Origin of the sequence: Aeromonas lacus (assembly GCF_000764665.1) — a bacterium.
In the GTDB taxonomy this organism is placed as follows: Bacteria; Pseudomonadota; Gammaproteobacteria; order Enterobacterales; family Aeromonadaceae; genus Aeromonas; species Aeromonas lacus.
This window is the reverse complement of sequence record NZ_JRGM01000135.1, coordinates 97293-124252: the sequence shown is the minus strand read 5'-3', so window position 1 is coordinate 124252 and position 26960 is coordinate 97293. Positions and strand designations below refer to the sequence as shown.

The following is a 26960-nucleotide window of genomic DNA, read 5'->3' as shown; positions in this document are numbered from 1 at the left end:
TCCTTAACGACATCAATTCACGCCGGTTCGGTGGCATCCACCTCCTCGCGGCGCGCACGTTTTGCCAAATACATGGCTTTGTCTGCCAGCTCGCACAGCTCGCTGGCAGTGACCCCGGATTGATGAATGGCATAACCGATGCTGATCCCAGCCACCAGTTGCTGCCCATCCCGCAATACCACGGTTTCACTCATCGCCTGCTGAATGCGGTTGATCACCTCCTCCACATCCTGTTGCAGATGCACAGGGCTCAGCAGGATGGCGAACTCATCCCCCCCCAGACGGCACACCAGATCCTGCGGCCGCAGCTGATGCTCCACCCGCCTTGCCAGGGTGATCAGCACATCGTCACCGGCGTTGTGGCCCAGGGTATCGTTAATCTGTTTGAAGCGATCGCAATCGAGGTAAAGCAGCGCAAAGTCCCCCTCACCCTGTTCAGCCTCGGTGATGGCCTGCGCCAGTCTAGCGTCAAACAAGACCCTGTTGGGCAGTCCGGTCAACACATCGTGGGTGGCCTGATGGAGCAGGCTGGCATTTTCCCGCGCCTGATGGGCTTGCCACGCCTGCAACTCGTCCAGCAGGGAGTTGAAGTCATCCCCCAGCTCGTTGAGCTCGACAATACCGGCGGGCGGTGCCCTCATCCCCAGGGTACGCTGGCGGCGCACCGAATGTGCCACCCGGGCCAGCTCGCGCAGGGGACCTATGATGGAGACCTGCATCCGCCCCGCCACGTAGAGCGCCCCCATGGCGCTCAAGAGCAGACAGATCAGCATCACCAGCAGCACCGCAATCAGGAAGATCAGCAGTGACTCGCCATGACCGACCAGCTCGACCTCACCGATTTTTTCGCTGCCACGCAACATGGGCTCGCGCACCGGCCCGGGCAGGATCAACTGGGCAAGATAACCCTCCAGCTCGGCGATCGGGGTGTTCATGGTGCGCGACCAGCTGGTCAGCAACGTGCCATCGGGCAGATAGATGCGCGCCTCGGCCACCTCTTCGCGCTCGGCGATGGCCCGCAGCGCCTCACCCGCAGCCTCTTCGTCCTGAAACACCACAGCCGCTTCCGTGGTGTAGCTGATGGCGCGTGCTACCAGCTCCAGATTGTGGTCGGCGTAAAAACGCATCACCAGCAGGGCGGTCAGGGTCAGCAGGATCCCCGCCACACAGGCCGAGGTAAAGGCGGTCACCAGATGGGTGCGCCCCAGGCTCTGTCGCAGGGTCAGCCGCGCTTCATGGCGATCAGACGATGGCGTCATGGCACACCCCGATCAGCCATGGCCAGCTTGAGCACGGCCGGGTGCACCCGCACACCGCTGAGCGCCAGCGCATCCAGATTCACGGTGAAACGCAGCCGCCCGTTGTGGCTGTCCGGCTGCAGACAGAAGACGGGACTGCTGCTGCACTCCGGGTTTTGTTCACTGATGCTGAGAACAGGATGCCCCTTCAAACGGGAGAAGAGTGCCAGCCGGGTTGACTCATCCATCACGCCCAGATAGAGCACATGGCACTGACCGGCAATGGCCGGATCCGTCACCTCATAGCGATTGACCTGCACTGGCCGTCCATTGCCCTGCCGGGTAATGGTGGAGAGCACACCGGCATATTCAGTGGGCGCGGCGATGCACAGATGCAGCACCGGCGGCTCCTTTGGCCAGCGGGTGTAGCTCAGAATATCGAGCACCAGCTCCTTGACCGAATTGGCCCGGCTCTCTGCAGTGGTCTGCGCTTCGGCAAGCGCGGCACGGGAGAAAGTCAACCCGGGCAACAGCACCAGCAGCGCAACGACGAGTCGGAATGAGAAGTGTGACGACATGATCAGGGGATAGGCGCCTCTACAACACCGCAGCAGCGCGGTTCGGGTACATAAACTCAGATAGTAAGTGGCCGGACAACAGCCTGACAAGCCTTGACGTGAGACTCAGCTGACAGAGCTGTAAATAAAAACAGAGAGCCCGTTTTGCAACGGGCTCTCTGTTCACCTCAACGTACAGGGTATCACTTTTTGCTGATCCCGTACTCCCGCAATTTGTTGGCGATGGCTGTGTGCGACACCCCCAGTCGTTTGGCAAGCTGGCGGGTCGAGGGAAACGCCGGATAGAGCCGTGCCAGCAGCTGGCTCTCGAAGCGCTTCACCGCATCGTCGAGGTTGCCCTCGAACCACTCGTCGATAAGCGGCGCACTATCGGCCGCTACCGGCAGATCGATCTGCTCGGGGCCAAGCTCGTCCCCCTCCAGCAGCGTCATGGCACGATAGAGGCAGTTGCGCAGCTGGCGCACGTTGCCCGGCCAGCGATAAGCGGTCAGATAGTCGGCCATGTTGCGGGTAAAGCGCGGGCGCGGACGCTGCAGTTCGCTGGCAAAGCGCGAGACAAACTGCTGGGCCAGCACCATGACATCCGCCTTGCGCTCACGCAGCGGCGGCAACGCCAGACTCAGCACGTTGAGGCGATAGTAGAGATCCTCGCGGAAGGAGCCATCGTTCACCAGATCGAGCAGCTGTTTCTGGGTGGTGCAGATAAAACGCACATTGACCTTCACCTCCTGCTCGTCACCGACCCGGCGGAACACGCCATCTTGGAGCACTCGCAAGAACTTGGTCTGCAGGTGGGGCGACATGTCGCCAATCTCGTCCAGCATCAGGGTGCCACCGCTCGCCAGCTCCAGCACGCCGCGCTTGCCCTCGGTATTGTTGCCAAAAGCGCCGGGGGCATAGCCGAACAGCTCGCTCTCGGCCACATTATCCGGCATGGCGGCGCAGTTGAGGGCCATGAAGGGGTGGCTGGAGCGCAGGCTGGCACCGTGACAAGCGCGGGCCAGCAGCTCCTTGCCGGTACCGGTCTCGCCGACGATGAGCAGCGGCGCGTCCTGCATCGCCAGCTTGCGCGCTTGCGCCAGCACCTCTTTCATCTTGGGGCTTTCGCCCTGCAGATGCTCGAACCCCTCCGCCTCCACCGCGTGGAGCGCGCTGAAGTGCAGGCCAACCCGACGGGCCGATTTGAGCACCACCACGGCGCCCGCCAGCGCCTGCTTGCCCTTCTGTTCATCGACAAAGAGCGGCAGCAGATCCGCCAGATACTCTTCGCCATTGAAACTGAGTTTGCAGGTTTGCGGCCGAATGTCGCTTGCCTCCAGCCAACGGCTGAAGGAGAAGCCCTTGACCAGCGAGCCCAGCGCCACGCCGCGCACCTCTTCCACCGGCAAGCCTAGGGTGGTGAGGGCCGACTGGTTGGCCTGGGTCACCTTGCCCTTGGCATCGAGCGAGAAGACAAGATCCGGCAGCGCTTTGAGCAGCGCCTCAATCTCGTGGTGCTCCCGTTCGGAGGGCATGTAGGGGATGGTCTTGACGTCGTAGACGCCGGGAATGCGGCGGATCTCCGGCATCAGATGCTGAAAATCGCTGAACTCCAGCTCGGGAAAGTTGAGATAGATGATGCCTGAGGTATCGATTTCGATGCCGCGCAGATCGATATTGTGCTCCACCAGGCGGTCGAGCAGTTCCCGGGTCAGGCCCAGGCGGTCTTCACAGCTGACTTCAAGACGCATTCGGGACACACTTCCTAGCTAACTCTATGAATGAGCGGATAATACAGACTCGATCCCCCCAGTGCGAGCGCTAGCCCACAAAAATGCGGGCCTGCCCCGCTTTCGCCGGGCAGGCCCGAGTCAGTTGCTGCCGCTTATTTCAGTAGCTGGTCGGTGCGCGCCGCCATGATGAAGTCGTTGCGGTGCAGCCCACCGATCTTGTGAGTCCACCAGCTGACCGTTACCTTGCCCCACTCGGTCAAAATGGCCGGATGGTGGAACTCCGCCTCTGCCAGCTCCCCCAAGCGGTTGGTAAACGCCAGCGCCTCCTTGAAGTTGCGAAAGGGGAATTCGCGCCGCAGCTGCAACGCCCCCGCCACCACCAGCGGCTGCCAGTCGGGGATAAGCGACATCAGCTCGCGCAGCTCCTCATCGCTCACCTTGGGGGCATCGGCGCGGCACGCTTCACACTGCTGGCTGGCTAGTTCGGACATGGGTCTCTCCTCTGTTCTGAATGTGCAATATCTGATGTGAAATAACGGATAACTCAACTCGCCTGCTTGCCTGCAACCGGCTCAAAGCGCGGCGTATGCAGGCCAAGCTGGCGCGCCTGCGCCACCCCGTTCATGATCTCCGCCGCCCCCAGCCGGTAGAGGGCATCGAGCTCAGGCAGCACAAAGTAGGTGGGCTGCATGATGTCGATGCGATAGGGGGTGCGCAGCACTTCCAGCAGATCGAACGGTTGCTGCAGCGGCTTGCCGGAGAGGGCATAGGCCGTCTCGCCGATGGAGGAGAGAATGCCGCCGCCGTAGATACGAAGCCCGTCCGCCGTGGCCAAGAGGCCAAACTCCACGGTGAACCAGTAGAGACGGGCCAGAAAGACCCGCTCCTCCTTGCTCGCCTGCAGGCCAAGCTGGCCATAGAGGTGAGTGAAGTGGGCAAAGGCGGGATTGGTCAGCATGGCGCAGTGGCCGAAGATCTCGTGAAAGATATCGGGCTCTTGCAGGTAATCGAGCTCGTCCCGTCGCCGGATAAAGGTGGCGACCGGGAACTGGCGGTTGGCCAGCAGGGCAAAGAAGCGATCAAACGAGATGAGCGCCGGCACTGCCGCCACCGACCAGCCGGTGGTCGCCAGCAATACCTCGTTGAGCTCCGCCAGCTGGGGGATGCGCTCCCGCGGCAACGTCAGTCTTTCAAGGCCCGCCAGATACTCGTCACACGCCTTGCCCTCAAGCGCCGCCAGCTGGCGTTCGATCAGGATCTGCCAGGTGCCGTGCTCTTCGGCCGAGTAGTGGATCATCCCCCGGGCATCCGGCTGATGAGCGGTATAAAGGGTTGCCATAAGCGGTTCCATCCTCTGCGCCGGGTGGGGCGCCTTGCCATTGGGTCGCAGGATCACTGTAACGAACCGGCAACAAAAAAAGCAGCCGACCCGGTGGTCGGCTGCTGGCAAGAGATGTAAATAAAATGTGACATTCAAGCGTGGTGGCGAGCAACCTTATCCATCTCGGGCAAAGCCCTTGGTCCCCGTTGTACACGCAATCCCTAAGGAGACGGGATAAAAGCGGAGCAGCTCCGTTGCCCGGTTTATGCCGTGATAGCCCATCCGCCCGGTGCAGATTGTTGCAATAAATGCCGAAAAAAGTGAATGAGCGTTTCACCAGTAAAACAATATAGATCCTCGGCATACCGGGCCCCCATCAGGATGCGCCAGCACCCGAGCCTCGATCCGGGGTTAGCTCGTCCCCTTGAGATAACCGGCCAGCTGACCCACCAGCCGCTTGCGCAGCTCGCCCAGTTTCGGCTTCTCGTCTGCACACCAGGGCAGCGGACGGCACGCCTCTATGGTGCGCAGGCCAAGGCGAGCGGTAAGCAGCCCGGCGCCCACCCCTTGCGCGGCACGGGCGGAGAGTTTGGCGGTAAGCTCGGCCCCCAGCAAATCCATCCCCACCTCGGTCACCAGCTCGGTAGCGCCGGCGTAAAGCATGTTGCGAAACACCTGACGGATGAGGCGAATGCGGCTCCAGTAGCCGAGCTCGATGGCGTAGACATCAGCGATGTCCTCGATCATCCGCAGGTTGCGCCACAGCATCAGCATCATGTCGACGGTAGCGAGCGGGCTGAGCGCCACCAGCACGGCGGCCTCCCCCGACCATTTGGCCACCCGCGCCTGCGCCAGCTTGTCACGCTCGCCGAGCACCAGCTGGCTATAGAGGGTCAGTACCTCCCGATCGCTGTGGCTCTCGTCGAGTTGGGCCAGCCAGGTCTGATACCCCTCGTGCCCCTTGTCCCCACTTTTGACCGCCAACCCTTCGCAGAATGCCTGCCCCTGCCCGACGCCCTGATGGGCCAACAGATCTTCTGCCCGCGAGCGCACATCCTGGCGCCGCTTGAGGGTGCGCAGCCGCAGCCACTCGCGCCCCACCACGCTGGCGGTACCCGCCGCCACCAGCGCCGAGGCCGCCAGCCAGGCGCTCCCCCAGAGCGGGGTGGTGAGAAACTGATCGTAAAGGAAGGCGCCATACTGGCCCAACGAGAGCAGACCGACCGCCCCCAGCCCCCACGCAAGCAGCCGATGGCGGCGGCGCGGTTTGATGACGAGGGCGCTTTCCACCTCGGTGAAATCGTCCAGCTCGTCGAGGCGCTCGAAACTCGCCTCCTCCAGCCGCTGGGCTGGTGCGGGCGGGCGCTCGTCACTGGCCACCGTCAAGGCAGGCTCAAGGATCACCTTGCCCTGCAACGGTGGCTGCTCTTTTATCTGATCGTTCATCGCATTCTTCTCCTGAGTGCGGCGACGGAAACAACCCCGGGCCGCACACCGTTATTCGAGGTGATCCCCGAGCAGAAACTCCAACGCCGCATCGAGCCGGATATGGGGCAGCGCCTGATGGGGGCTCATGGGCATGGGGCGAAACGCCTGAAAATCAAAGCCCTGATTGTTCCACCACTGCGCGGGCGGAATATGGGGCGGCACTTCCCCCGGGAACAGCAACAGCGGCTCACCGCTCAGGCTGGTGCCGCGGATAGCGGGAAACTCGCGGCCATTAGCTACCCCCTTGCCCACCTCGGTCGCCTTGATGGCGGCGAGCGCCAGACACTCGGTGGTGATCCCCTCAAAACGGGCCTGGCCGCGGCCGCTACGCACCAGATGCTGGAGCAGAGAGACCATGGGCGCGTGCTGTTCGGGGGTGACGTGATCGGCCTTGCTCGCCACAAACAGCAGCTTGTCGATACGGGGTGAGAAGAGCCGCCGCCACCAGTTGCTCTTGCCGTAGGCAAAGCTCTCCATGATGCGGGCGATGGCCTGCTGCATGTCGCCAAAGCTGGCGGCTCCGGCGTTGAGGGGCTGCAGGCAGTCCACCAGCACGATCTGGCGATCAAAGCCGGCAAAGTGCTGCTCATAAAAACCCTGCACCAGATGCTGCTTGTACTGCTCGAAGCGCTGCTTGAGGGTGGCGTAGAGGGTGCCATCGGCGGGCTCGCCGGTGGGCATCTCCCACACCCAGGGGACAAACTGCAGCATGGGGGCACCGGCATACTCCCCCGGCAAGACGAAGCGGCCGGGCTGGATCAGGTGCAGTCCCAACTCCTGTTTGCAGGCATGCAGATAGGCGGTGTAGCGCTCGGCAAGTTCAGCCACCGGTCGTTCTTCGAAGCGCTGCTCAGCCTGCCACCCGGGGGTCAACCAGCTGGCGGCGAGCGCCTGCAGCTCGGGGCGACGCAACTGCTCGCGCACCTGTTCGCTCCACTGCGCGTAGCTCATCTCAAGGAGCGGCAAGTCGAGCAGCCACTCGCCGGGGTAGTCCACCAGATCCACATAGAGGGTGGAGATCTCCCCCAGATGCTTGCGCAGCGGATGGCGGGTACGATAGCGAATTTCGAGGCGCACCTCGGCCACGCCGCGGGTAGGCTCGGGCCAGGCTGGCGGCTCGCCAAACAGGGAGTCAAGGCCACGCTCGTAGGCAAAGGTGGGGATGTGAGCATTTTGCTGCGGCACCCGGCGGGCACCGAGGATGCGCCCCTGACGCAGGGCATCCCACAGGGGCAGGCGGCCATCGATGGCCGCATGTTCCAGCTGGTTGACCAGCGCCGTGATAAAGGCGGTCTTGCCGCTGCGAGAGAGGCCGGTCACCGCCAGCCGGATATGGCGATCCCGTACCCGGTTCACCACGTCGCTCGCCTTGCTCTGCAGGCGAGTCAACTTCTGTTCCAGTTTATTGAGTATCAAGGCTTGACCCGTTCTCCCTTGGTGGTTGCATCCGGCGTGATTGGCCGTGCGACAAGGCAAACTGGCTATCCATATCTGGATGGTCAATCAGCCTGAGTGGCGTCGATGATGGAGCATCACTGAAGGCACCACCATCGACATTGAGTGCTTGGGCAGGCACTTTCGGCAGGCACTACAGCTTGCGAAATTCCCGCTGCAGGGTGAACTCGCGGGAGGTCACCAGCTTCTCAATCCGCTGAACTCTGGGCTCCAGCGCGTCAAGTTCCTGCGCGACACGGCCCAGCGCCTGTTGGGGGGTGACACCCGCCTGCCAGCTGCGCGCCTTCATCCGCACCTCGGCAAAATCGGCATCCTCCTGGGAATAGAGGGTGACCGGCTTTTTGTCGAGCAAGAACCAGGCGGCAATGTAAGCGGTGAAGGTGATGAACCCGGCGAAAATAAGGCCACTGATGGCCAGCAGCCGCACGATCCAGGTCTCTACCCCGAAATACTCTGCCAAACCGGCGCAGACCCCGGCAATCTTGCCCTGCCGGGGATCGCGATAGAGGTTGCGCCCCTCACGACTTGCACTGCTCATACCTTGTTCCTCCAACCGGGCACTTCCGCATCCAGAATCGATTCCAGCGCGCCGACCCGCTCCTGCATCTTTTCGGTACGGGCCAGCAACCCTTGCAGCTGTTCCCGCTCGCTATCGGCAAGACCGACGCCCATCCGCCCCTTGGCCCGGTAGTGCAGCACCAGCCAGATGGGGGCCACCACCACCATGAAGACCACCATGGGAACCATCAATACACCCAGCAGACTCTCCATCGCTTACTCTCCCTGCTGGCCGTCACGCTGACCCAGCTTTTGGCGCATCGCCTCCAGCTCGCGACTGATCTGATCGTCCACTTCCAGCTCGGCAAACTGCTGCGCCAGCGCCTTGTCGGACTGACCCAGATCGGCGCGGGCCTCCATCTCGTCGATGCGACGCTCTATCCGCTCGAACTTGCTCACCACCGCCTGACTGTCACCACGGGCAACCTGGCTCTGCACGTTGAGACGGCTGCTGGCCGCTTCGCTGCGAATGGCCATCGCTTTTTGGCGGGCACGGGCATCTTCCAGCTTGGCTTCGAGCTGGCGGATCTCTTCACCCAACTTCTCGATGCCGCTATCGACCGCTTGCTGCTCGCGGTAGAGGGTCTCTGACAACTCGCTCTGCTTTTTCTTCTCGATCAGGGCTGCGCGGGCCAGATCTTCACGCCCCTTGGTCAGGGCCAGCTCGGCCTTGGCCTGCCACTCGTCGACCCGCTCCTGATGGCGGGCGACCTGACGGCCAATCTCTTTCTGGCTGGCGAGGAAGCGGGCCAGATTGGAGCGCTCCTTGACCAGCTCATCCTCCATCTCCTGAATGATCAGGCGCACCATCTTCTGGGGATCTTCTGCCTTGTCGAGCAGGGCCGTCAGGTTGGAATTGATGATGTCGGCCAGACGGGAAAAAATACTCATGATTGCACTCCTGTTAATGGCATGGCGTTGTTTCTCCATTGACAATGGCAACTTGTGTGCCAATCTGGAGCGAAATTTAACTTGTTGATTTATATGGGGCTGCTTTGCCCCGTTTCAAGAGATGCCATGCAAGTGGTGATAAAAATCACCAACTTTTGGTAAGATTGACCAGCTTTAACAACCGACAGGGATCACTATGACCACGGCCACGGAAAGCCTGCTGGGGGAATCCAACGCATTCCTCGAGATCATCGAGCAGGCCTCACGGCTCGCCCCGCTGCGCAAACCCGTGCTGATCATCGGTGAACGGGGAACGGGCAAGGAGCTGATCGCCCACCGCCTACATTATCTCTCGGCGCGCTGGGATCAAAGCTTTGTCACCATCAACTGCGCCACTCTGAGCGAGAGTCTGCTGGAGACCGAGCTGTTCGGTCACGAGGCGGGCTCCTTTACCGGTGCAGCCAAGCGCCATCAGGGTCGCTTCGAGCGGGCCGATGGCGGCACCCTGTTTCTCGACGAGCTGGCCACTACCAGCGCCCGGGTGCAGGAGAAGCTGCTGCGGGTCATCGAGTATGGCGAGTTCGAGCGGGTGGGTGGCGCCAAGCCCCTCAAGGTGGATGTGCGGTTGGTCTGCGCCACCAACGAGGATCTGCCGGCGCTGGCCGACAAGGGGCTGTTTCGCCACGATCTGCTGGACCGGCTCGCGTTTGATGTGATTACCCTCCCCCCCTTGCGGGAGCGGCGGGAAGATATCCTGATGCTGGCGGAGCACTTTGCCCACAGCATGACCCGGGAGCTGGGCTATCCGCTGTTTGCAGGCTTCTCGCGCAAGGCGACCCAGCTGCTGCAGGATTACCCCTGGCCTGGCAACGTGCGGGAGCTGAAAAACGTGGTGGAGCGCAGCATCTACCGCCAGGGTAACCCCCAGTTGCCGCTGGCCGAGCTGGTGATCAATCCGTTTGATTCCCCCTGGCGGCCCGTAGCCGCTCGCAGTCAGGAGAGTAAAAGCGAGCCGCAAGGTGCGACAACCGGGGTGTTGCCGCTCGATCTCAAGCAGGCGGTAGCGGAGTTCGAGATTAATTTACTCAAGCAGGCGATGCAGCAATCCCAGTATAATCAGCGCAAAGCCGCCCAACTGCTGGCCTTAAGCTATCACCAGTTTCGTGGCATGCTACGCAAGTATCAGCTGCAGGATGGCGACAACGATACGGAACAAGACCAGAAAGAGTCCGGTTGACACCGACACCAACAAAGCCAGCACAGTGCTGGCGTATTCATATAAAAACAGATGCGTATCAAAAACATGGTTCAACAATGAGAATGCTCACACCCTTGCTGCTCGGTCTGCTGGTTCTGCTCACCGGCTGCAACAAGCAATCCGAAGCTTCCAAGACCGGACTCATCTACTGCGCTGAGGGCTCTCCCCTCTCCTTCAACCCCCATGTCTCCAACACCGGGGTTACGCTGGATGCCAGCGCTCGTCCGCTCTACGACCGTCTGCTGGAGGTCAACCCCAATACCCTGGCACTGGAGCCGGCGCTCGCCACCAACTGGCATGTGAGCGAGGATGGCCTCACCTATACCCTGACCCTGCGCAAAGGGGTGAGTTTCCACCACACCCCCTGGTTCAAGCCAAGCCGCCCCCTCAATGCCGATGACGTGGTCTTTACCTACGCCCGTCAACTCGACGAGCACCACCCCTATCACAACGTCTCCGGCGGCGACTACCCCTTCTTCTACAGTCTGGGGCAGGATCAGCTGATCAAGCGGGTCTACAAGAAGGGGCCGCAGCAGGTGGTGTTCGAGCTGAACCAGCCGAACGCCTCCTTCCTCGCGACCCTGGCCAGCGACTATGCGGTGATCCTCTCTGCCGAATACGCCGAGCAGATGCTCAAGGCGGGTACCCCGGCGCTGCTCGATACCCGTCCCATCGGCACCGGCCCGTTCAGCTTCAAGGAGTATCGCCACAACGAGTTCATCCGCTATCTGCGCCATCCCGGCTACTGGAACGGCCCGGCCCAGATCGAGCAGCTGGTCTACGACATCACCCCGCGCTCGTCCAAGCGGCTGGCCAAGCTGCTGACCGGCGAGTGCGACGTGATGAGCACCCCCGCCGCCAGCCAGCTCTCGGTGATCAAGCAGCATCCCGATCTCAGCCTCTCGGTACAGTCAGGGATGAACGTGGCATTTTTGGCCCTCAATACCCGCAAGCCGCCGTTCAACAACGTCAAGGTGCGTCAGGCCATCGCCAGCACCATCAATATCGACAACCTGTTGCAGGCGGTCTATTTCGATACCGGCCTGCCCGCCAACAGCCTGCTGCCACCGCTCTCGTGGGGCTACAATCCCAGCCTGCCGATGCGCAAGCCGGATCTGGCGCTGGCCCGCAAGCTGCTCAAGGAAGCAGGGCTCGAGAAGGGATTCGAGATGCAGGTGCTGGTGCAACCTGATGCCAGACCCTACAACCCGGATGCGCTCAAGACCGCCCAGTTGATGCGAAGCGATCTGGCCAAGGTGGGCATCAAGCTCAAGATCGTCCAGCAGGCGTGGCCCGTCATCGAGAAACGCCTGGCCGCCGGTCAGTACGACAGCCTGCTCTCCGGCTGGATCGCCGACAACGCCGACCCGGACAACTTCTTCCGCCAGCTGCTGAGCTGCTCGGCGGTCGAGCGGGGCAACAACTACAGCCGCTGGTGCAGCCCGGCGTTCGACCAGCTGCTGGACGATGCAGTCACCACGCCCCAGCTGGCATTCCGGCTGCGCAATTACTACTACGCCCAGACCCTGCTCAACGAGCAGCTGCCCCTCATTCCGCTGGCCCATGCCCTGCGCACCCAGGTCAGCCGCAGTGACATTGAAGGGCTGATCCTGATGCCCTTTGGCGGCACCTCCTTCAATCAGGCTCACCGGGAGTAAGCATGCTTTTATACACCTTGCGTCGCATCAACCTGCTGCTCATCACCCTGCTGGCCCTGACCTTTGTCGCCTACCTGCTGGACTATCGCCTGCTCGGCCATCAGATGAGCTTCTGGAGCGGCTACCCCGACTTCCTGCGCCATATTCTGGCCGGAGATCTCGGCCTATCCAGCGTCTCCGGACTGCCGGTGCTGGACGAAATTCGCCACTACTTCCCGGCGACCCTGATCCTCTGTCTGGCCGCTTTCACCATCTCGCTGCTGGTAGGGATCCCGCTAGGTACCCTGGCCGCCCTGTCACAGGGCAAGCCACTGGATCTCTCCATCATGACCGCCGGCCTCATCGGCTACGCGGTGCCGGTGTTCTGGCTGGCGCTGCTGGTGGTGATGTTCTTTTCCCTCGATCTCGGCTGGCTGCCGGCATCGGGACAGATCAGCCTGCTCTATGATGTGCCTCCCATCACCGGCATCGCCGTCATCGACGTGCTGCTGAGTCAGGAGCCCTGGCGTCAGGCGGCGCTGCACGATGCCTTGCGCCACCTGATCCTCCCCTCGCTGGTGCTGGCTGTGGTACCCACGACCGAGGTGATCCGCCATGTGCGCAGCTCGCTCATCGACGTGATGAAGCAGAACTACATCAGGGCGGCAGCGAGCCGTGGCCTCTCCAAGTGGCAGATCGTCTGGCGCCATGGCCTGAAAAACGCCCTGCCCCCGGTACTGCCTTTGCTCGGTCTGCAACTGGGCAGTGTGCTCACCTCAGCCATGATCACCGAGGTGGTGTTCGAGTGGCATGGCATCGGCCGCTGGCTGGTCAGCAGCATCGCCCTGCAGGATTATGCCGCCATTCGCGGCGCGACCCTGGTCATCGCCAGTTTCGTCATCCTGATCAGTGTCAGCACCGAGCTGCTCACCACCCTTATCTATCCGGCACGGCGCAAAGAGCTCTATGCCAAACAAGATTGAACGCGCTCATGGCGTGACCAGGAGCCAGGTACCCTATGCAAGATAAATCGAACATCTATCCCGAGCTCAAGATCCTCTCGCCGCTGGAGCAGACGTGGGCCTCCTACAGCCGCAATCCGCTTGCCATGGCAGGACTGTGGGGCTTTTTGCTGCTGCTGATCATCACCCTGTTCGGGCCGCTGGTGGTGCCCTACGGCATTGATGAGCAGCATGCCGAGCATCTGCTGCTGGCCCCCTCCTGGGCCAACAACGGCAATATCGACTTCTTCCTCGGCACCGACGATCTGGGACGGGATATCCTCTCCCGCTTGGTGGTCGGCGCGCGGCTCACCTTCGGCTGCGCCCTTATCGTGGTGGTGATCGCCATGGTGGTGGGTTCTGCCATCGGCATCCTCGGCGGCATGAGCAAGGGGCTTAAATCGAGCGTGCTGCACCATCTGCTCGATACCCTGCTCTCCATCCCCTCCCTGCTGATGGCCATCATCATGGTCGCCATCATGGGGCCGGGTCTTGGCAACACCCTGATCGCCATCACCCTCGCGCTGATCCCGCCGTTTATCCGGGCTACCTACAACGCGGTGCATGCCGAGATGCAGAAGGAGTACATCATCGCCAGCAGGCTCGATGGTTCGCCCCCCTTGCGGATCATGCGGCTGGCCATTTTGCCCAATATCGTCGAGACCCTGGTGGCCCAGACCACCCGCACCCTCTCAGCTGCCATCCTCGATATTTCGGCGGTCGGTTTTCTCGGCCTCGGCGCCCAGACGCCCCAGTCGGAGTGGGGTGCCATGCTGGCTGACTCGAGCGATCTCATCTATCTCGCCCCCTGGACCGTCACCCTGCCCGGCATCGCCATTCTGTTCAGCGTGCTGGTCACCAATCTGGTCGGTGAAGGCATCCGTGAAGCGCTCAAAGAGGGGAATGACTGATGCCGTTGCTAGATATACGCAATCTCACCATCGAGATCGACACACCGCAGGGCAAGGTGAAGGCGGTGGACAAGGTGAGCCTCACCCTCAACGAGGGGGAGATCCGCGGACTGGTCGGCGAATCCGGCTCGGGCAAGAGCCTGATCGCCAAAGTGATCGTCGGCATCGAAAAGGATAACTGGACGGTGCGCGCCGACCGGATGCGCTTCAACGACATGGATCTGCTGACCATGGAGCCCCGCGAGCGGCGCCGCATCATGGGCCGCGAGATCGCCATGATCTTCCAGGATCCCATCAGCTGTCTCGACCCCTCCGAGGAGATCGGCACCCAGCTGGAAGAGGCGATCCCGACCGATTCGTTCGAGGGACAGTTCTGGCAGCGCTTCCAGTGGCGCAAGAAGCGGGCTATCGCCCTGCTGCACCGGGTCGGGGTCAAGGATCACCGCAAGGTGATGCGCGCCTATCCTCATGAGCTGTCTGATGGCATGTGCCAGAAGGTGATGATCGCCATGGCGATTGCCAACCAGCCGCGCCTGCTGGTGGCTGACGAACCGACCAGCGCCATGGAGTCCACCACCCACTCCCAGATCCTGCGGCTGCTGGACAAGATGAACAAGCTGGGCAACACCACCATCCTCATCATCAGCAACGACATCGCCGCCATCGCCAACCTGACTGACACCATCAACGTGATGTACTGCGGCCAGATGGTGGAGGTGGGCACCCGCGAGCAGATCCTGGAGACGCCGCATCACCCCTATACCGATGCACTGCTCAAGTCGATCCCCGACTTTGACAAGCTGGTGCGCCACAAGTCGCGCCTCGAAACCCTGCCCGGCGTCATCCCGCCACTGCAGCACCTGCCTATCGGCTGCCGACTCGGCCCGCGCTGCCCCTATGCCCAGAAGCAGTGCGTACAGACCCCGGTGATGAACAAGGTGAAGGGACACCAGTTCAGCTGCCACTTCCCTCTGAACATGGAGGAGCCGAAAAAATGATGACCAGTAACGCACCCGCCAGAGAGGCACATGTGATTGAGCCCTCCCTGCTGCAAGTGAGGGGCCTCAGCAAAACCTACCAGAACCGTACCGGCCTGTTCCGTCGTCAGGCAGTGGAGGCGATCAAGCCCCTCTCGTTTGACCTTGAAGTTGGCCAGACCCTGGCCATCGTCGGTGAAGCGGGCTCCGGCAAGAGCACCCTGGCCCGCATTCTGGCCGGCATGATCGAGCCCACCAGCGGTGACATCGCCATCGACGGCCAGCTGATGGTGCATGGCGATTACCAGACCCGCTGCAAGCTGCTGCGGATGATCTTTCAGGATCCCAATACCTCACTGAACCGCAAGATCCGGGTCGGCCAAATTCTGGAGACGCCGCTGCGCCTCAACACCGAAATGACCGAAGAGGAGCGCCGCGAGAAGGTGGTGCAGACCCTGCGCATGGTGGGCATGCTGCCCGATCACGCCCTCTTCTACCCGCAGATGCTCTCCTCCGGTCAGCAGCAGCGGGTGGCTCTGGCGAGGGCTCTGATCCTCAACCCCAAAATCGTGGTGGCCGACGAAGCACTCACCACTCTGGATATCTCGGTACGCTCCCAGATCATCAACCTGCTGCTGGAGATGCAGGAGACCATGGGGCTGAGCTATGTGCTGGTGGCCAACGATTTGGGTATCGTCAGCCATATCAGCGACGAGGTGCTGGTAATGCATGAAGGGCGGGTGGTGGAGCGCGGCAAGACCCTCAAGGTGTTTGCCGACCCCCAGCATGAGGTGACCCGACGTCTCATCCAGAACTACAACAACGAATATCGCAAATAGAGAGGCGCTGGCCACCTCCCTTGCCGCCGTGTTTCGCCGTTCTCACACGGCAGGATCAAAAAAGCCCACTGCATGCAGTGGGCTTTTTGTTATCGGAGTTGCAACTTAGGCTTGCAGCAGCAGGCGGTTGATGCGGGAGACGAAGCTCGCCGGATCGTTCAGCCCGCCCTGTTCGGCCAGCTGGGCCTGTTCATGCAGCAGGGTGACCCACTCGCCAAACAGCGCTTCATCCTGAATGGTGTCGAGTTTCTTCACCAGCGCGTGGTCGGGGTTGAGCTCCAGAATGTACTTCTGCTCCGGCACCGGCTGGCCGGCGGCGCGCATCAGCTTGATCATCTGGGTGCTCATGCCGTAGGCGTCGGTGACGATGCAGGAGGGGGAGTCGGTCAGACGGTGGGTGACACGCACCTCTTTCACCGCTTCACCGAGGCTCTTCTTGACCCGCTCAACCAGACCGGCGTTGGCTTTTTCGGCCTCCTCCTGCGCCTGCTTGGATGCTTCATCTTCCAGATCGCCGAGATCCAGTTCGCCACGGGTGACGGAGATGAGCTGCTTGCCATCGAACTCGGTCAGGTGGCTCATCAACCACTCGTCCACACGCTCCCACATCAGCAGCACTTCGACGCCCTTCTTGCGGAAGATCTCGAGGTGCGGGCTGTTCTTGGCTGCGGCATAAGAGTCGGCGGTGATGTAGTAAATCTTCTGCTGACCTTCCTTCATGCGGCCAACGTAATCCTCCAGCGAAACGGTCTGGGCTTCGCCCTCGCCAGCGGTGCTGGCAAAGCGCAGGAGCTTGGCGATCTCTTCGCGGTTGGCGTAATCCTCGGCCGGGCCCTCTTTGAGCACATTGCCGAACTCGCTCCAGAACTTGGCGTACTTCTCAGCATCGTCTTTCGCCAGCTTGGAGAGCATGGTCAGGACGCGCTTGGAGCAAGCCTTGCGCAGGGAGGCGGTCACCTTGTTGTCCTGCAGGATTTCACGGCTGACGTTGAGCGGCAGATCGTTGGAGTCCAGCACCCCTTTGACGAAGCGCAGGTAGGTCGGCATAAACTGCTCGGCGTCATCCATGATGAAGACGCGCTGCACGTAGAGCTTCAGACCGTGCTTCTGCTCGCGGTTGTAGAGGTCGAACGGAGCGCGGGCCGGCACGTAGAGCAGGCTGGTGTACTCCTGCGCCCCTTCCACCCGGTTGTGACCCCAGAGCAGCGGATCTTCAAAGTCGTGGGCGACGTGCTTGTAAAACTCCTGATACTCTTCGTCCTTGATATCTTTCGGGTTGCGGGTCCACAGTGCTGTCGCGCGGTTGACCTGCTCCCACTCACCCGGAGTGCCGACAATGGTCTCACCATCCTCTTCACGATCCGGGGTGCCCTCTTTGAACATCTCGACCGGCACGCTGATGTGGTCGGAGTATTTGCTCACCACGGAACGCAGGCGCCAGTCGTCGAGGAACTCCTCCTCTTCGGCGCGCAGGTGCAGGATGACGTCGGTACCGCGACCCTCTTTGGTCACGTCAGCGACGGTGAAGGAGCCTTCCCCTTCCGACTCCCACTGCACGCCCTGCTCCGGAGCAGTACCGGCTGCGCGGGAAACCACGGTCACCTTGTCGGCAACGATAAAGGCGGAGTAGAAACCGACCCCGAACTGACCGATCAGCTGGGAATCGCGTCCCTGATCGCCGGAGAGGTTTTTGAAGAATTCTGCGGTGCCGGACTTGGCGATGGTACCCAGGTGCTCAATCACCTGATCACGGGTCATACCGATCCCGTTATCGGAGATGGTCAGGGTACGCTTCTCTTTGTCCACCACCAGGCGCACACGCAACTGGCCGTCGTTTTCGAACAAAGAGGCATCGGAAAGCGCCTTGAAGCGCAGCTTGTCCGCCGCATCGGATGCGTTGGAAATCAGCTCGCGCAGGAATACTTCTTTGTTGGAGTAGAGGCTGTGAGCCATCAGGCTCAGCAGTTGTTTGACTTCAGTTTGAAAGCCGTGGGTTTCGGCATGAACACTTTGGGTCATGGACCAATCCTCAGAAACATCGGGTTGAACATACGCCCAACCTAGATGGGGACAACGATCCAAATATCAAGGGGGCGAATGTGCAATCCTGCTCATTCCCCCCCTTTTTCCATTCAACTGCCGATTTTCTGATCAGGCCGTAATGGCACAATCCTATCCAGCCCCTTATTTGAGACGCTGGCGCCCCATCAGGGAGTGGGAAAGTGTGGTGCCATCCACCAGCTCCAGCTCGCCCCCCACCGGCACGCCATGGGCGATGCGGCTCACCTCCACCCCGGCGGCACGGGCCATATCGGCGATATACCAGGCGGTGGCATCCCCCTCGATGGTGGGGTTGGTGGCGAGGATCAGTTCGCTGATCGTCTCATCTTTCAAGCGGCGCTCCAGAATATCGAGTCCCAGCTCCTCCGGGCCGATGCCGTCCAGCGGCGACAGATGGCCCATCAGCACAAAGTAGCGACCGGAAAACTGGCCGGTCTGCTCGATGGCGGCCACGTCCGCCGGGCTCTCCACCACGCAGAGCAGACCGTTCTCTTCCCGCTTGGGATTGGCGCAGATATCGCAGCGATCGTTCTCGGTAAAGGTGCGGCAGTGGCTGCAGTGGCCAATCTCGGTCAGGGCGCGGGAGAGCAGCTGGGCCAGCCGCAAACCGCCGCTGCGCTCGCGCTCGAGCAAGGTAAAAGCCATCCGCTGCGCCGATTTGGGCCCCACCCCCGGCAGTACCTGCAGGGCTTTCATCATCTCGTCGAGCAGGGGACTGAATTTCATAACACACCTCACACTGGCCAACCCGCACCACTCTCTGGATAACCGCGGGTCAGCTGAACTGGATAACGCAACTGGCGCAGGACTATACCCGAGCCCGCGCCAGCGCGCTATCCGGTGAGACTGAAAACCCCCTTGAGTATCAGGAAGACGCGGATAATCCGAGAGGTGTAGAGCTGACCACCTCCTCATCGCCAGTAATGATTCTGGTTGCACAAGTTATTCATCACATGGTAGCGAACCAGGGTGATGTCTCTAAATCAGTTGAAATGAAACCTTTCGATAAAGGTTCCAATTACTTTCTCGTGGAGCTCAACGGAACGAGAGAAGCTGATGGTTTTGCGGGCCAATCGCTTGAAGCGTGTTCTAAGCGTCAGGTTGTTACGCTCAATACGCTGGGTGAATATCTTCCCGGTCAGATAAATCTAGCTCGGTACCTCTCTGGCATAGATTCACCAGTCATCACTGGTGATAAAGCCCATCTGGAACGGAGAAAGCAGGCTCAGCAAGCGGCGGCATGTCTCATCGTCGCGTGGGCCAAAGGTATAAGGCCACGACTCGTTTTCTCTTGGTATCAAAGGCATACCAAAGCTAATGATGATGGTTTTTGTTGCCGACATAAGCACACTGCTCATCAAGTTCACAGATAAGCACCACATCATCGAGCACTACCTTTTCGGAGGTTACTTGCCTTGGGGAGAGTTTTTAGGGTGCGTATGACGGTGTTAATGTCAATTTTGAGGACGCGAGCAGTATCACGAACACCTGAGCCGTTGAACGCCATATCAACAATTTTCTCTTTGACCCCAGGCTGCGGGTTTCATAGGTGCAGGTGAGCTGAAAGACGTGGGGACAGGCAGAGCAACGATAGCGAACATGGCCAGCAGGGGTCTTACCATGGCAAATATACTTGGTCAGAGTTGCAACAAGGGCAGTGAACGACGATGGATGCCATGATGCGATCAGCCTCAAAAGCACCCATTGTATCGGTTCAACCGATTGGAGGTATCACCACCAGCAGTTCGAAGCGTGCCAGCTCGTCCTCCACCATTCAATATCTAAATAACAAGCCCGGATTAATTTACATATCGACTCTATGCTTGTTATTAGTGAATAACATTACGTGGTAGGATGGCCCTTTATAAGCTTTATTTCGACGCACCTAATCTGCGTTTTAATAAGTTCAACAACCCATTCAAAATCCTCAGGCTTACAATATATGCTATCGCTATATGATATTTTAAAGGGGGTGGATTCAAATCTAAGTGCTTTTTTCCTATTGGAAATAGAAAGCGTGTAGGGCCACTCTTTTTTAAACATGGTTTCATGCTCTGTCACTTCACTTTTAAAGTCAGTAAAAAATACTGCCAAGAGCGCCATACCACCGGCCCCCACCAGGGCCAATGGCCCCAGCAGGGCGACTGCAAGCACGCATACCGTCACGCCAAACCACGCCAAACCACGGACTATGGTATAGGCCGCTTCAGGAATCGCATCCTGATAAGTAACGATGACACCTTCAGTGGTTAACCGGTAGTGGTAATCCTTATCCGCCATAACCAAATAGCGAAAATAAGGTGTCATTGCCATAGCGACACTGAATGCTAGATAAGCAAACCCCCAATCACCATCGCCAGCAAGCAATACGCAACCCACAGCGAACAACGTCATAATTGTTGTAACTGTTAGAATCATTAGCCAAGCGAATGGCGTGGGGACCCTGATACCCCATTCATGGAGAGTTGGCGCTTCACGAACCCTTTTTTGATTGGCATCGATAATGCGCTGTTGCTCCTCCTGCGGTAGCTGATGAAAAGGGGTCTCCTGCTCATTAGTCCCAATGACTTCGTTTGCGTTGTCCATTATCTGTTCCCTTGCTTGCCGACCATCAACGCGGGCATGGTACCTAAGCCGCCGGAGCTTGTCGCCAATGTGATTGGGCCGCTACTGCTACTGCTGCCCTTGAACATAAATTCCTGCTGCACCATGCCCCCGAGATAACCCAGCTCCAGCTTGATGGTAGTATTGATATCGATCCCCAGCGGCAGGGTATAGACCAGCTCATCCCAACGTCCGCGCTGTATCTCCAGCGTTTTGGGCTGCATGGCGACCTGATAGCGCGCCAGCTCCTCTTTAGAGCGGGCCGGTATCATCTGGCCAGCCTTGGCGAGCGGTTGGCTAATGACCTTCAGCCCTATGGTCTGCCCGCGCAAATGAGCAGGCAGCGAGAGCTGCAATTGCCATTGGGGGCGACCCGTATCCATCCACCCCTGAGGGGCCGAGCGCACCACACTCAAGCTGGCCCCCGGTTTATTGACCAGCACCTCGAAGCGGGCCAACTCGTCTTCGGCAGACCAGCCAGCAGGCTGCTTGCCCCAGGTGGATTGCAGCAGCCACTTTTCCAGATCCGAAGTTTTAAAGATATTGAGCAGTACAGTCACGACCAGATAGGCTGCCCCCAGCACAAAGAAGCCAATCCCCATCCAGCTTGCACAGATAGCTGCGATGGATGAAAAACCTAAACTATTGACACCTAAATACGCAAGCTGAATGAGGAAGATGCCACCTTGCCCAAATAACACCACGGCTTTCATCTGCAAGAGTGTTTTTTCCATGCCGCTTATCAGGGGGTCCTTACTAGCCTGCCAAGTATCCCAAAGCTCTGCCCCGGCCGCCGCCATGCCCAAGCCAGAAAAGGCCAGCATACGCAGTGAGAAGGTTTTCACCAGCGCGGCATGTTCGCCCTCTTTTATGGCCACTTTTATCGGAATTGCAGTCAGGGCTCTCTTACCCCCATCCGCAGTGAGTGGTTTCAACTGCCCCCACACCGCCCCCTGATAGAGCGCGGCGATGGCATTGCCGGTCCAGGCGAAGGCCGAGCCCAGCTGTATATTGGCACGCAACCGGCCAACCGACTGGGCATTTTGCGCCGTTCCGGCCATGACCACCGTCAGGTTCCAGAGGTTGAGCAGGGCAACCAGCCCGCCAAAGGTAGTCAGATTGGGGACTCTCTCGTTCATGGCGGTGATGCGCTGATTTACACCGCTGCGCACACTTGCCAGATAGTCGCCGATATATTGTCTGGCCTGCTGCTGGTAGTATTCACCCTTGAGTTTCACCAGCATGGGCATCTCACGGGCGATCAAGGCATCCAGCTGTTGCTGCAGACTGCGCAGATCGCCGTTGATGGCCTGCACCGTGGTGTTGTGTCCCGCTGGTGGCGAGCTGATGGCTGCCATCTGTTTGGTAATGATCCAGACCTTCTGCTTGAAGCTCTTGGATAGCATCCGATAGCCGCTGTTGACCTGCAGCGGCTGGTCACCGAGCAGTGATTCCAGCAGCACCAGCCTCAGATTACCTGCCAGGCTGTTCTTCCAGGCGTGGGGCAAGATGGCCGCCATGATCTGGGCATGCGCCCCCTTGGCCAATGACTTTGCTGCCGCCTTCATGGCGTCAATCACGGCTTCGGCAGCCTGAAACCAGGGTTTCTGCTTGAGCCCGTCGTCACCCAGTAGCGCCTCCAGGTCGGCCGTTCTACCGAAGAGGGCTGACATGTCGCCAGAGGAGGCGCTGAGCCAGACATTGTCGACAGTCTGTTCACTCAGCCCTTTGTGTAGCGCGGCGTCAAAGCCATAGGGGGCCAGCGCCAGCAAGTTGTCATTGACCTTCTCGCCAAGCAGTTTTTCCAGCGCTTTTTTGTTGCCCTCTGTGCTGCAACTGAGGGAGAGGGCCTGCCCCGCTTCGGCAAACAGGGTTTGCAGATAGGCTTGCCCCTTGGCTGTTTTGTTGTCCAGACCAAAGGGCAGCGGATCGGCTTTGAGGCGGGTCAGGCCATTGCGCAGGTCCTCATGGGCACGGCCCAAAGCCAGATCCAGTTCATTGAGTGGCACCTGATACTGCTTGATAAAGGCATTGAGGCCACTCCAATTGACCTCGCCCTGGAACGCTGCGCGTTCTTTCCACTGACTTACCTGCTTGTGGGATGGATTGAAACCATATTGTTCCCGCAGGATCTTCAACTTGGCCTCGGCCTGTTTTTCCAGAGGGGAGTCCCACCTTATTACACCCGGCTCTGCCGCCATGTTCTCTATATCGGCGAGATAGCGATCCCCAAGATAATCATCCAGTGCCTCTTCAAAGGCATGGGTCTTGGCCACATTGCCCCTGACGGAGGCCGGTAACTCTTTCTCATCGAGGCGCACCCTGGTCAGATTGCGCGTCACCTCGGCCATCATCAGCTTGTGCGTGTTTGCCTTGCGCAGTGTCTCATTCTTGCCCATCAAGGCTTCGCGCTTGGCCAACAGTTGATTGACCTTCATGGAAAGGTCTGCCAGATCGGCCAGCGGATCCTCCAGAGCCACTACCATGGCACTTTGGGGATCCGGCATTCCCGCCTTGTAGGCGGCTGGTGAACTCGCTGGCTTGTGTACCAACAGTTTTATCCCTTGCTTATCCTCTTCGGCTGGCTTGACCAGTGGAGTGCAAGAGAGCACAAAGCCGTTATTTGGCATACCGAGATCCGCAACCAGATCGAGAGCATCAGGCAAGCCGCAATGAGCGGCCTTCATGGTGCTGGCAAAACTGCCCAGCTTGACCTGCCGCATCCAGGCACTGCGCAAGCCGCTGTTCTTCTCCATCTCTTTCCTGATACGCCCAGACCAGCGCTGGGGAGAATAAATGAGGGACAGAGAGTGAGTCGCCGGATAGAGCAGATGGCTCTTGCTGCCCTTGCTCTGACTAATGAAATTCGCCTCCTTCACTTCATATTCATCCAACACCTTGGCTTTTTCGTCATAGACATAGAGCCAGCCATCGCGCAGCTGGCGCAGTGCATAACAACTCTCCTTGAGCTTGAGCGGTGCCACAAAACCCGCTCCGGCGGGCAAGGGATGCGGCTGCTTCTGAGGAGGTGCGAAAGGCTCATCGAGGGCATAGCGCACCGGTACCAGGGCAATCTCTTTGTTTTTAAAGGGACAGGTGCCAACCGGGCTTTTGCAATCCTTGTTGCTGGTCGCCATGGCCACCTGATTGGGTCCACCCTTGGCTTGGTTTTGTTGGCCCATTTAGCTTAACTCCTGTGGTAATGCGTGATGCTCAGCCCAACTGGCCGCCAGCTCCACACGTTGTGACGGGGTTTGCGCCGAAGGCGCTGTCAGCAGTTTGGTCAGCGTCGGGTAGTCATCCCCCTGCCACCATTCCTCGCCGACAAATCCCAGCACATTGAAAAACAGCAGCAGGTCGCGTTCGGTCTGAAATCCAAGTTGATAGGCCTGCTCAGCCCAGCGGACAATCCAGTTCTGCGGATCACTCAGCTGCGCCAACCGGGCAGGAAACCAGTGCGCCATGTGGTGATAAGTTGCATCCAGCTGGTGTTGCCAGCTCACGTCACTCAAACGTGCCCACTGTGCATCAGTCAGTCTGCATGTATCGCCAATCGGCTCGGCAAGTGCCTCTTTGACCTGCCAATGGAGCCAACCGGTGCGGGTTGGCAGCCAGACCTGTGTTATCCCTCGCCAATACCAGGGATCTGCATCCACCAATAGACATGCCATGGTTTCCGGCGCTGCTAGTTTGAGCAAAATACGGCTACCGTAGGGACTTTCGACCTCGATAAGCTGGCGCAACTGATCAGCCAGCGGCAAAAGGGACAAAGGGGACGAAAGCAGCCATCCGGCATTGGCGGGCAGCGTCTGAAACCAGCTGAGCAAGGGCTCGCTGGCCTCAACCAAACAGGGGGAGACCTCCCGCAAACTATCCCATGGAGCGTAGAGATAAAGTGGCTGGTAAACGGGGCTATCGGTGACCTCAAACAACTGCCGTTCAAGCTCGGGGATCTGCCCGCCATCGAGCAGCAGATAGAGGTGCTCTCCTTTGGCCAAATCAAACTCGGGCAAAACCATTACTGGCTCTCCCCCTTGGCCAGCTGTTCACAAATCTCACAGACCGGCTCTGCCGATTTGAGCGTTGCAATCTGGCGCACCGGATCCATAGGCACAGGGGGGGCAACAACCTCAACCGCACCGGGCTGGCTCGGCATCTGCCCAGCCCAACCGGACCCAGATCCCGGGCTACCGCCGGAGTTCATCTTGATGGAGCCACCGCTTAGCGTGACGCCACCGGCATCCAGCTTCACAAAGCTGCCGCCCACCTTGAGGGTCAACTCGGCGCCGGCCTCCATCACGATCTTCATGCCAGCCTTGTGATGCACCTCCTGACCGGCATCAACCAGCAGGGATTGACCCAGCTTCTGATGCATGGAGGCATCCACCGTCAGCGAGTAGTCCGCCTTGATCTGGTCACGCTTCTCACCATCCACCGTCAGGTGGTCGTTGGCCTTGATGCGGGTGACCCGCTCGTTGTCGATATCACGGTGCTCATCGTGCTTGATATGCCACGCCGCATCGTTCTCTATCAGCACATTCAGGTCTTTCTGACCGTGGATATAAATCTCTTCCTGTCCCGCCTGGTCTTCAAAGCGCAGCTCGTTAAAGCCCTCGCCCTTGTGGGTTTCGGTGCGCAGCACGGTGCGGGTCTTGTGGGCGGGTAGCTCATACGGTGGCCGGTTGGTGGCGTGGTAGGTGCGACCCGTCACGATGGGCTGGTCGGGGTCACCTTCCAGAAAACTCACAATGACCTCGTGGCCAATGCGCGGAATCGCCATCATGCCGTATTGACCGCCAGCCCAGCCCTGGCTCACTCGCACCCAGCAGGAGCTCATGTCGTTGGAGCTGCCATATCTGTCCCACGGGAATTGCAGCTTCACCCGGCCGTGCTCGTCGCAGTAAATTTCCTCACCGTCGGGACCCACCACCATGGCGATTTGCGGGCCATCCACCATCGGCTTGTGGGGCGCCTCAGGGCTGCCGATGCGGGCACGCCAGGTTGTACTCGCTTTGACCACGCCAAATTCGTTGTGGTAAACGGTCGGGCCGCTGCCACCTTCTTCTTCCAAGGCCTGCGGCTGTTCACCGGTGTGGCGGATATGGACGATTTGCCAGTCGGTGTTGAGGCTGCCGTTGGGGTGTTCGGTGAGTGAAAAGTGCTGGCCCGGCAGCAACGCGGCGCTGTTGGATTTGCCACTGCCCGCCACCGCGTCATTGCGCAGGGCATCGAGCCGGTGCTGGGCAAAGGGCTTGCCGCTGCCGTCCTGCTTGTAGCGCCCCGGGTAGTCAAAATGCTGGTAGGTATCCCGTTGATGCGAAAGCTCAGCGCCCTGCTTTTTGTGGGAGAGGCCGTAAGCCGGGGTCTTGAAGCTGTAGTCTTTGAGCTCTACATCGCTTGGCCGTACCGATTCGCGGTAGTGGAACTGGCGCACGTAAGGGCCTTGTTCCAGCGAGCGGTTGCCGAGGTTGAAGAAAAGCTCGGGGCCGGCAGTCAGGGCTGCGGCATCGTCGGCAAAGACGATGCGGTGTTTACCTGCTTCAAACTCGTGAAAATAGAAGAGCCCCTCTTCGGCGGCCAGGCGGTTAACGAAATCGAGGTCTGTTTCCCGATACTGGACGCAGTATTCGCGCTGGGCGTGCTCGTTTTTCAGGGCAAAGGCGTAGTCGGTGATGCCGTGCTCTTGCAGCAGGATGCTGAGGATTTCATCGGGCTTTTGCGCCTGAAAGATGCGGGAGTTTTGGCGCAGGCCCAGCCGCCACAGGGCGGGTTTCACCTCAAGACTGTAACGGGTGCGGCGAAAGCCGCTATCCCCTTGGGCAAACTCGCTCACGACCCCGCACACTCTGCGCTGCAGCTCGCCGTTGTACCACACCATGAGCTCGCACGGCTGGTCCAATACGGCGCCAAAGTCGACATCGGGCTGGCTACTTGCCAGCTCAAGGCGCAGGTTGAACGGCCGGTTCAGCCCCTCGTCCAGCTGGAAACTCGCCACCACGAAGGTGCTCTCGGGCAGCGCCCCCACCTTGACGGTAAATTGCAATCCGGTGCTTTGTGCCATGATCTGCTCCTTATCCTGCCTGTCCGCTGCCGGATCCAATCACGACGCCACCGCAATCAACCGCAGTACCGGTGACGGCGATAGGTTTGCCGTTGACCAGCACCGAGCCGACCCCACCGGCAATGGCGCGGGGATGAGGCGGGTTGTTGGGCTTGTCATGAGGCTCCAGCGGATCGCCCTGACGGGCTACCGGTTTGCCATCGAGGAATACATCGGGACTGGCCGCGCTGACCGGTGAGGGGTGAAAACCGTCGTGGTCGGTGCCAATGTCACCGAGCAGTGCGATAGTCGGGCACATAGTGATTCTCCATATGAGCGGGGATAACGGGTCTGCGCCCTATCCCCACGCCCCTCACACAACAGCAACAGG

The 26960-nt window shown here is 59.9% G+C and carries 23 protein-coding genes and 1 pseudogene; 6 read left to right on the top strand and 18 right to left on the bottom strand.

The features are described 5' to 3' along the window. Window positions 1-17: 17 nt before the first annotated feature. The 10 genes from dgcN to pspA form a co-directional block, all read right to left on the bottom strand. On the bottom strand, window positions 18-1259 hold the full coding sequence (gene dgcN / locus LG31_RS0111875; protein WP_033114674.1) for a diguanylate cyclase DgcN/YfiN: 1242 nt from the start codon (window positions 1257-1259) through the stop codon (window positions 18-20). After that, window positions 1256-1816, bottom strand: coding sequence for a regulatory sequestration protein YfiR (gene yfiR, locus LG31_RS0111870; RefSeq protein WP_033114673.1), 561 nt, complete (start codon window positions 1814-1816; stop codon window positions 1256-1258). The genes dgcN and yfiR overlap by 4 nt, the downstream gene beginning before the upstream one ends. Before the next feature lie 182 nt (window positions 1817-1998). Further along, entirely contained in the window at window positions 1999-3546 is a 1548-nt protein-coding gene (gene tyrR, locus LG31_RS0111865; protein ID WP_033114672.1) for a transcriptional regulator TyrR, read from the bottom strand. Between the two features lie 134 nt (window positions 3547-3680). Next, complete coding sequence (locus tag LG31_RS0111860; protein WP_033114671.1) at window positions 3681-4019, bottom strand: 4a-hydroxytetrahydrobiopterin dehydratase; 339 nt, start codon at window positions 4017-4019, stop codon at window positions 3681-3683. 53 nt (window positions 4020-4072) lie between these two features. Then, a complete protein-coding gene (phhA, locus tag LG31_RS0111855; RefSeq protein WP_033114670.1) occupies window positions 4073-4867 on the bottom strand; it encodes a phenylalanine 4-monooxygenase in 795 nt (264 codons plus the stop codon). Window positions 4868-5260: 393 nt separating this feature from the next. After that, a complete protein-coding gene (locus tag LG31_RS0111850; protein WP_033114669.1) occupies window positions 5261-6295 on the bottom strand; it encodes a YcjF family protein in 1035 nt (344 codons plus the stop codon). Between the two features lie 51 nt (window positions 6296-6346). Then, window positions 6347-7753 (bottom strand): YcjX family GTP-binding protein, encoded by a 1407-nt coding sequence (locus LG31_RS0111845; RefSeq protein WP_033114668.1) that lies wholly within the window; start codon window positions 7751-7753, stop codon window positions 6347-6349. A gap of 172 nt (window positions 7754-7925) precedes the next feature. After that, entirely contained in the window at window positions 7926-8330 is a 405-nt protein-coding gene (gene pspC / locus LG31_RS0111840; protein ID WP_033114667.1) for an envelope stress response membrane protein PspC, read from the bottom strand. Further along, window positions 8327-8563, bottom strand: a complete 237-nt coding sequence (gene pspB, locus LG31_RS0111835) for an envelope stress response membrane protein PspB (protein WP_033114666.1) — start codon at window positions 8561-8563, stop codon at window positions 8327-8329. The genes pspC and pspB overlap by 4 nt, the downstream gene beginning before the upstream one ends. 3 nt (window positions 8564-8566) lie before the next feature. After that, complete coding sequence (pspA, locus tag LG31_RS0111830) at window positions 8567-9241, bottom strand: phage shock protein PspA (protein WP_033114665.1); 675 nt, start codon at window positions 9239-9241, stop codon at window positions 8567-8569. Window positions 9242-9437: 196 nt separating this feature from the next. On the opposite strand from pspA, the gene pspF reads away from it, so the two are divergent. From pspF to LG31_RS0111800, 6 genes are all read left to right on the top strand, one after another. Then, window positions 9438-10478 (top strand): phage shock protein operon transcriptional activator, encoded by a 1041-nt coding sequence (gene pspF, locus LG31_RS0111825; protein WP_033114664.1) that lies wholly within the window; start codon window positions 9438-9440, stop codon window positions 10476-10478. Between the two features lie 83 nt (window positions 10479-10561). Beyond that, window positions 10562-12157, top strand: a complete 1596-nt coding sequence (sapA, locus tag LG31_RS0111820; protein ID WP_033114663.1) for an ABC transporter substrate-binding protein SapA — start codon at window positions 10562-10564, stop codon at window positions 12155-12157. 2 nt (window positions 12158-12159) lie between these two features. After that, window positions 12160-13119 (top strand): ABC transporter permease, encoded by a 960-nt coding sequence (locus LG31_RS0111815; RefSeq protein ID WP_033114662.1) that lies wholly within the window; start codon window positions 12160-12162, stop codon window positions 13117-13119. Between the two features lie 35 nt (window positions 13120-13154). Further along, on the top strand, window positions 13155-14048 hold the full coding sequence (locus LG31_RS0111810) for an ABC transporter permease subunit (protein WP_033114661.1): 894 nt from the start codon (window positions 13155-13157) through the stop codon (window positions 14046-14048). Then, the gene (locus tag LG31_RS0111805) at window positions 14048-15046 is read left to right on the top strand and encodes a peptide ABC transporter ATP-binding protein (RefSeq protein ID WP_033114660.1); all 999 of its coding nucleotides are present in this window, start codon (window positions 14048-14050) and stop codon (window positions 15044-15046) included. Before LG31_RS0111810 ends, LG31_RS0111805 begins: the two co-directional genes overlap by 1 nt. Window positions 15047-15078: 32 nt before the next feature. Next, window positions 15079-15864 (top strand): peptide ABC transporter ATP-binding protein, encoded by a 786-nt coding sequence (locus LG31_RS0111800; RefSeq protein ID WP_033114706.1) that lies wholly within the window; start codon window positions 15079-15081, stop codon window positions 15862-15864. Window positions 15865-15969: 105 nt separating this feature from the next. Here the strand turns inward: LG31_RS0111800 and htpG are convergent, their stop codons facing one another. The 8 genes and pseudogenes from htpG to LG31_RS0111765 form a co-directional block, all read right to left on the bottom strand. After that, a complete protein-coding gene (gene htpG / locus LG31_RS0111795; RefSeq protein ID WP_033114659.1) occupies window positions 15970-17883 on the bottom strand; it encodes a molecular chaperone HtpG in 1914 nt (637 codons plus the stop codon). Between the two features lie 165 nt (window positions 17884-18048). After that, window positions 18049-18651, bottom strand: coding sequence for a recombination mediator RecR (gene recR / locus LG31_RS0111790; RefSeq protein WP_033114658.1), 603 nt, complete (start codon window positions 18649-18651; stop codon window positions 18049-18051). A gap of 257 nt (window positions 18652-18908) precedes the next feature. Next, window positions 18909-19603, bottom strand: a pseudogene (locus tag LG31_RS20485) (IS1 family transposase). A gap of 164 nt (window positions 19604-19767) precedes the next feature. After that, on the bottom strand, window positions 19768-20511 hold the full coding sequence (locus tag LG31_RS20145; RefSeq protein WP_050513451.1) for a hypothetical protein: 744 nt from the start codon (window positions 20509-20511) through the stop codon (window positions 19768-19770). After that, a complete protein-coding gene (locus LG31_RS0111780; protein WP_033114657.1) occupies window positions 20511-23711 on the bottom strand; it encodes a T6SS effector BTH_I2691 family protein in 3201 nt (1066 codons plus the stop codon). Before LG31_RS0111780 ends, LG31_RS20145 begins: the two co-directional genes overlap by 1 nt. Further along, window positions 23712-24548, bottom strand: a complete 837-nt coding sequence (locus LG31_RS0111775; RefSeq protein WP_033114656.1) for a DUF4123 domain-containing protein — start codon at window positions 24546-24548, stop codon at window positions 23712-23714. Further along, window positions 24548-26590, bottom strand: a complete 2043-nt coding sequence (locus LG31_RS0111770) for a type VI secretion system Vgr family protein (RefSeq protein WP_033114655.1) — start codon at window positions 26588-26590, stop codon at window positions 24548-24550. Before LG31_RS0111770 ends, LG31_RS0111775 begins: the two co-directional genes overlap by 1 nt. Before the next feature lie 10 nt (window positions 26591-26600). Beyond that, entirely contained in the window at window positions 26601-26888 is a 288-nt protein-coding gene (locus LG31_RS0111765) for a type VI secretion system PAAR protein (protein WP_033114654.1), read from the bottom strand. Window positions 26889-26960 lie beyond the last annotated feature (72 nt).

Coding starts and splice junctions, on each gene's coding strand:
- LG31_RS0111805 (WP_033114660.1), top strand. CDS start 14,048: ATGCCGTTGCTAGATATACGCAATCTCACCATCGAGATCGACACACCG.
- LG31_RS0111775 (WP_033114656.1), bottom strand. CDS start 24,548: ATGGTTTTGCCCGAGTTTGATTTGGCCAAAGGAGAGCACCTCTATCTG.
- LG31_RS0111860 (WP_033114671.1), bottom strand. CDS start 4,019: ATGTCCGAACTAGCCAGCCAGCAGTGTGAAGCGTGCCGCGCCGATGCC.
- htpG (WP_033114659.1), bottom strand. CDS start 17,883: ATGACCCAAAGTGTTCATGCCGAAACCCACGGCTTTCAAACTGAAGTC.
- pspC (WP_033114667.1), bottom strand. CDS start 8,330: ATGAGCAGTGCAAGTCGTGAGGGGCGCAACCTCTATCGCGATCCCCGG.
- LG31_RS0111780 (WP_033114657.1), bottom strand. CDS start 23,711: ATGGGCCAACAAAACCAAGCCAAGGGTGGACCCAATCAGGTGGCCATG.
- LG31_RS0111765 (WP_033114654.1), bottom strand. CDS start 26,888: ATGTGCCCGACTATCGCACTGCTCGGTGACATTGGCACCGACCACGAC.
- pspA (WP_033114665.1), bottom strand. CDS start 9,241: ATGAGTATTTTTTCCCGTCTGGCCGACATCATCAATTCCAACCTGACG.
- yfiR (WP_033114673.1), bottom strand. CDS start 1,816: ATGTCGTCACACTTCTCATTCCGACTCGTCGTTGCGCTGCTGGTGCTG.
- recR (WP_033114658.1), bottom strand. CDS start 18,651: ATGAAATTCAGTCCCCTGCTCGACGAGATGATGAAAGCCCTGCAGGTA.
- dgcN (WP_033114674.1), bottom strand. CDS start 1,259: ATGACGCCATCGTCTGATCGCCATGAAGCGCGGCTGACCCTGCGACAG.
- pspB (WP_033114666.1), bottom strand. CDS start 8,563: ATGGAGAGTCTGCTGGGTGTATTGATGGTTCCCATGGTGGTCTTCATG.
- LG31_RS0111810 (WP_033114661.1), top strand. CDS start 13,155: ATGCAAGATAAATCGAACATCTATCCCGAGCTCAAGATCCTCTCGCCG.
- LG31_RS0111815 (WP_033114662.1), top strand. CDS start 12,160: ATGCTTTTATACACCTTGCGTCGCATCAACCTGCTGCTCATCACCCTG.
- phhA (WP_033114670.1), bottom strand. CDS start 4,867: ATGGCAACCCTTTATACCGCTCATCAGCCGGATGCCCGGGGGATGATC.
- LG31_RS20145 (WP_050513451.1), bottom strand. CDS start 20,511: ATGGACAACGCAAACGAAGTCATTGGGACTAATGAGCAGGAGACCCCT.
- pspF (WP_033114664.1), top strand. CDS start 9,438: ATGACCACGGCCACGGAAAGCCTGCTGGGGGAATCCAACGCATTCCTC.
- LG31_RS0111770 (WP_033114655.1), bottom strand. CDS start 26,590: ATGGCACAAAGCACCGGATTGCAATTTACCGTCAAGGTGGGGGCGCTG.
- LG31_RS0111850 (WP_033114669.1), bottom strand. CDS start 6,295: ATGAACGATCAGATAAAAGAGCAGCCACCGTTGCAGGGCAAGGTGATC.
- tyrR (WP_033114672.1), bottom strand. CDS start 3,546: ATGCGTCTTGAAGTCAGCTGTGAAGACCGCCTGGGCCTGACCCGGGAA.
- sapA (WP_033114663.1), top strand. CDS start 10,562: ATGCTCACACCCTTGCTGCTCGGTCTGCTGGTTCTGCTCACCGGCTGC.